This window comes from Aquabacterium sp. UBA2148 (assembly GCF_002328915.1).
GTDB classification, from domain to species: Bacteria; Pseudomonadota; Gammaproteobacteria; order Burkholderiales; family Burkholderiaceae_C; genus Aquabacterium; species Aquabacterium parvum.
In genome coordinates, this window is the sequence record NZ_DCXA01000127.1 from 648 (window position 1) to 4,485 (window position 3,838).

Here is a 3,838-nt window from a genome sequence, read left to right on the forward strand (position 1 = left end):
GATGCGCTCTCGCCGCACCTGGCTGCGCGCCGCGCCGGTGAAGTCATCGACCTCGATCACATCGAGGCGAGTTTTCACGCCCTGCGCCAGCACGCCGATGCGGTGGTGGTCGAAGGCGCAGGGGGGTTCATCGTGCCCCTGAGCGAGCCCGATCCGATCACCGCCGAAGGGTCGTGGGCCACCAGTGCCGACCTGGCCGTGCGCCTGCGACTGCCGATCGTCCTCGTGGTGGGCATGCGCCTGGGCTGCCTCAATCACGCACTGCTCACGCAAGAGGCCATCGCATCGCGCGGGCTCAAGCTGGCCGGCTGGGTGGCCAACCACGTCGACCCTGACATGGCGGCTCAGGACGAGAACGTGGACACGCTGCGGCGGCGCCTGCAGGCACCCATGCTGGCGCGCCTGGCTTGGGCGCCACAGGCCAGCGCGGCAGAACTCGCGGCCAGCCTGTGCCTGCCGGGCTGAAGGTTTCAGGCGCGCACCGGTGCCCCTGAGCACGGCTCGTTCAAAGCGTTCACCTCGCCGGCGGGCGGTGCCGGGGTGAGCAGCGGCGTGAGCGAGTGGGTGCGCAGGACGTGCTCGCGCAGGGCCTCTATGGGCATCGGTTTGCCAAACAGGTAGCCCTGGAACTGCCGGCAGCCCATGGTTTGCAGGATCTGCAATTGCTCGCGGGTCTCCACCCCTTCGGCCATCACCGCCATGTTCAGCGTGGTGCCCAGGTCCACGATCGTCTTGGCGATCGCCAGGTCACGCGGTTGCGTGAGCAGGTCGCGCACAAAGGCCTGGTCGATCTTGAGCTGGTCCAGCGGCAGGCGCTTGAGGTAGGACAGCGACGAGTAACCCGTGCCGAAGTCGTCCAGCGAGAAAGACACACCGTACTGCTTGAGCGCCTTCATCTTGCCGATGAGGTCGTCCATGTCGCGGGCGAACACGCTCTCGGTCAGCTCCATCTTCAGGCGCTGCGGGTCCACTTTGTGCCGCTCGATGGCCGCCACGGCCTTGACCACGAAGTCCGGCTCGCGGACCTGGTGCACGCTGATGTTGACCGAGATCGTCAGGTGCGCGGTGGTGGGCTCGCTGGCCAGCTCGGCGAGGTGGCGGCAGGCCGTGTCCAGCACCCAGTCGCCCATGGGCAGGATCAGCCCCGTCTTTTCTGCCAACGGGATGAACTCCGCCGGCGAAATCATGCCGCGCCGCGGGTGAGGCCAACGCAGCAGGGCTTCGGTGCCCAGCATCTGGCCGTCCTGGTCGACCTGCGGTTGGTAGTGCAGCGCCAGCTGCCCCAGGCGGATGGCCTCGCGCAAGTCGGCCTCGTAGGCGTTGCGAGCCTCCACATCGGCTTGCATGATGTGCATCGCCAGGTACATGGCCAGGGCGGCCGCCAGGGTGTTGACCTTGCCGCCGATGGTGCGCAGCTCATCTGACAGGTTGTGGGCGGGTTGGCCGACCAGGGAGGTGCAGCCCAGCACCACAAAAGTCAGGAAGATGAACGCGACGATGCCATGGCGCCAGACCTTGGGTGCACCGCGCAGTCCCATGTACATGCCGGTGGCCAGTGGCACCAGGAACAGGTGGGCCGTGCGTGGCATCTGGGCGGTGGTCTGGTCCAGGAACACGCAGGTCAGGCAGACGACGACGTACAGCGCACCGCACTGGATGGCGCCGCCCAGGTAAGGGCGCCCTCGGCTGGCAAACCAGACGGCGAGCCCTCCGGCCAGCACGCCCGGGGCGGGGATCAGCGCGGCTTGCCAGCCAACCAGGTGCAGCAGAGCCAGCGCCCAGCCCAGCGTCATGACGGCCGTGAGCCACCCGCACACGGTCAGCAACAAGGCCACCCGGCGCATGTGCTTGGCGCCCAGGCCGCTTTTGCGGTGGGCTGACGTGGGAATCGATGGCTGCATGGCGTCCTGGGCCGTGGTCGCTCCGAGCGGTGGGCAAGGGATTCGACCCGAGGTTCATCGACGGGCCTTCCAGCTTTTCGACCGAATCGCCCGTCGCTTGAGCCATGCAGCGTGGCTGGGCCGAGCCTCGTCCCGGATCGACACCGCACCTGGGTGCGACCGTGCTCAGCGCTTGAGGTAGCCGGCCTCTCGCACCTTGCGCTCGGTCAGCTTCTGCGAGCGCGCGAGCACCTCGTCGATGCTCGGCGGACTGGGGGCCAGCACCCGCGCAACCTCCTGAGCCACGGCCGAGCCAATGGCCTGGAACTCCGGGATGCCCACCCACTGGATGCCGACGTAGGGCGACGCGGGCAGGGTGGGGCGCGCCTGGTCGGCCGACAAAATGGCCTGCAGTTCGACCTCGGCGTGCGGGTTGGCGCGCCGGAAGGGCGCCGCTGCGTACGTGGAGCGGCGGGTGCCGCCTGGCACAGCGTGCCAGCCCACCTCGCGCGCCACCAGTTCGGTGTACTCGCGGGAGGTTGCCCACTCGATGAACGACTGCGCCGCCGCCGGCTGACTCGAGCCTGCCGGGATGGCCAGCGACCAGGTCCACAACCAGTGGGCACCCCTGGGCGTGCTGGCCACAGGCGCCTGCAGGAAGTCAACGCGATCGACCACCTGGGACTCCGCAGGGCGGTTGACGAAGGCGCCGGCCACCGTGGCGTCGACCCAGATCGCGCATCGCCCCGCCGAGAACAGCGCCAGGTTTTCGTTGTAGCCGTTGGCGATGGCACCGGGCGGGCCTGCCTCGCGCAGCAGCGATGCATACAGTGTCAGCGCTTGCCGCCAGGCAGGGCTTTGCAACTGCGGTCGCCAGGCCATGTCGAACCACTGCCCACCGTGGGTGTTGACCATGGTGGTGAGCAGCGAGATGCTCTGGCCCCAGCCTGGTTTGCCGCGCAGGCAGATGCCGAATTGGCCTTTGCCGGGCTCGTGCAGCTTGCGCGCGGCATGGGCCACCTGCTCCCAGGTGGGTTGCGCAGGCAGTTGGATGCCGGCTTGCTTGAGCAGGTCGCGGCGCACCAGGGTCATGGTGCTTTCGCCGTAGAAAGGCAGGGCGTAGAGCTGGCCCTGGTGCGTGAGGGCGTCGCGGATGGGCGAGAGCAGGTCGTCGACCTGGTAGCGAGCGCTGGGTTGGAGTGCGCGCAGCCAGCCTCGGCCGCTCCAGACCTGGGCCTCGTAACCCCCCACGGTCAGGATGTCGAATCGGCCGGCCTTCGTGGCCACGTCCCGCGTCACCTGCTGGCGCAATTGATCTTCTTCCAGCACCACCCAGCGGATGCGCACCCCGGGGTGGGCCTGCTCGAAATGGGGCGTGAGCTTCTGCAAGGTCAGCATGTGCCCGTTGTTGACCGTGGCGACCACCAACTCCTGTGCAATCGCCTGCGCACACAGGGCCGGCAGCAGGGCGGCCAGCGTGAAAGCCACCCTGACCTTCAGGGGGCACTCCCATCGGCAGGTTCATGAGCAGCTTCCGTCAGAATGGAGGCAGGCCGCTGTCTGGGCCACTGACCCGATCGATCACCGGGTGCATGCCCGGGTGACGAAGGACTCGTCCCTCAGGATACTTCAGATCTCCGGACACGCTTTGCGTGGGCGCTCACATCGGTCCCAACGTGCCTTCCACCTTCTCCGGCCTGCTGGCCACCTTGTCCCCCAGGCGCAGCCTGCGTGCCCGGTTCACCTTGCTGGCAGGCACCGGCGGGGTGGTGTTTGCCCTGATCCTGGCTTGGTGGGTGGCTCATGGCCAGCGTGCCCAGTTGCTCGATGCGGTGGACCGGTCCGTGCGCCGTGAGGCGCAGGTCGTGGGTGATGGCATGGCCGAGGCCCTGCGGCGGCATGTCGAGCGGGTGCAGCGCCTGGCCGCCAGGCCCGAAGTCGCCAGCGGCTTGCAGGAT

Annotated in this window: 3 protein-coding genes and 1 pseudogene; 2 read left to right on the plus strand and 2 right to left on the minus strand. The window is 68.3% G+C overall.

Going from position 1 to position 3,838, the window contains the following annotated elements; translation table 11 throughout:
* Positions 1-465, plus strand: a 465-nt coding sequence (gene bioD, locus B2W70_RS06910) for a dethiobiotin synthase (protein ID WP_286744131.1), incomplete at its 5' end; no start/stop codon positions are given.
* Between the two features lie 5 nt (positions 466-470).
* Here the strand turns inward: bioD and B2W70_RS06915 are convergent.
* Complete coding sequence (locus B2W70_RS06915; protein WP_286744133.1) at positions 471-1,901, minus strand: putative bifunctional diguanylate cyclase/phosphodiesterase; 1,431 nt, start codon at positions 1,899-1,901, stop codon at positions 471-473.
* Between the two features lie 165 nt (positions 1,902-2,066).
* A complete protein-coding gene (locus B2W70_RS06920; RefSeq protein ID WP_286744140.1) occupies positions 2,067-3,368 on the minus strand; it encodes an ABC transporter substrate-binding protein in 1,302 nt (433 codons plus the stop codon).
* A 188-nt stretch (positions 3,369-3,556) separates the two neighbouring features.
* Here B2W70_RS06920 and B2W70_RS06925 point away from each other — a divergent pair.
* A pseudogene (locus B2W70_RS06925) lies at positions 3,557-3,838 on the plus strand (hypothetical protein); the annotation flags it as partial.

What these genes read in the sequence shown, in the direction of transcription:
- B2W70_RS06915 (WP_286744133.1), bottom strand. Translation starts at nt 1,901, where the DNA reads ATGCAGCCATCGATTCCCACGTCAGCCCACCGCAAAAGCGGCCTGGGC.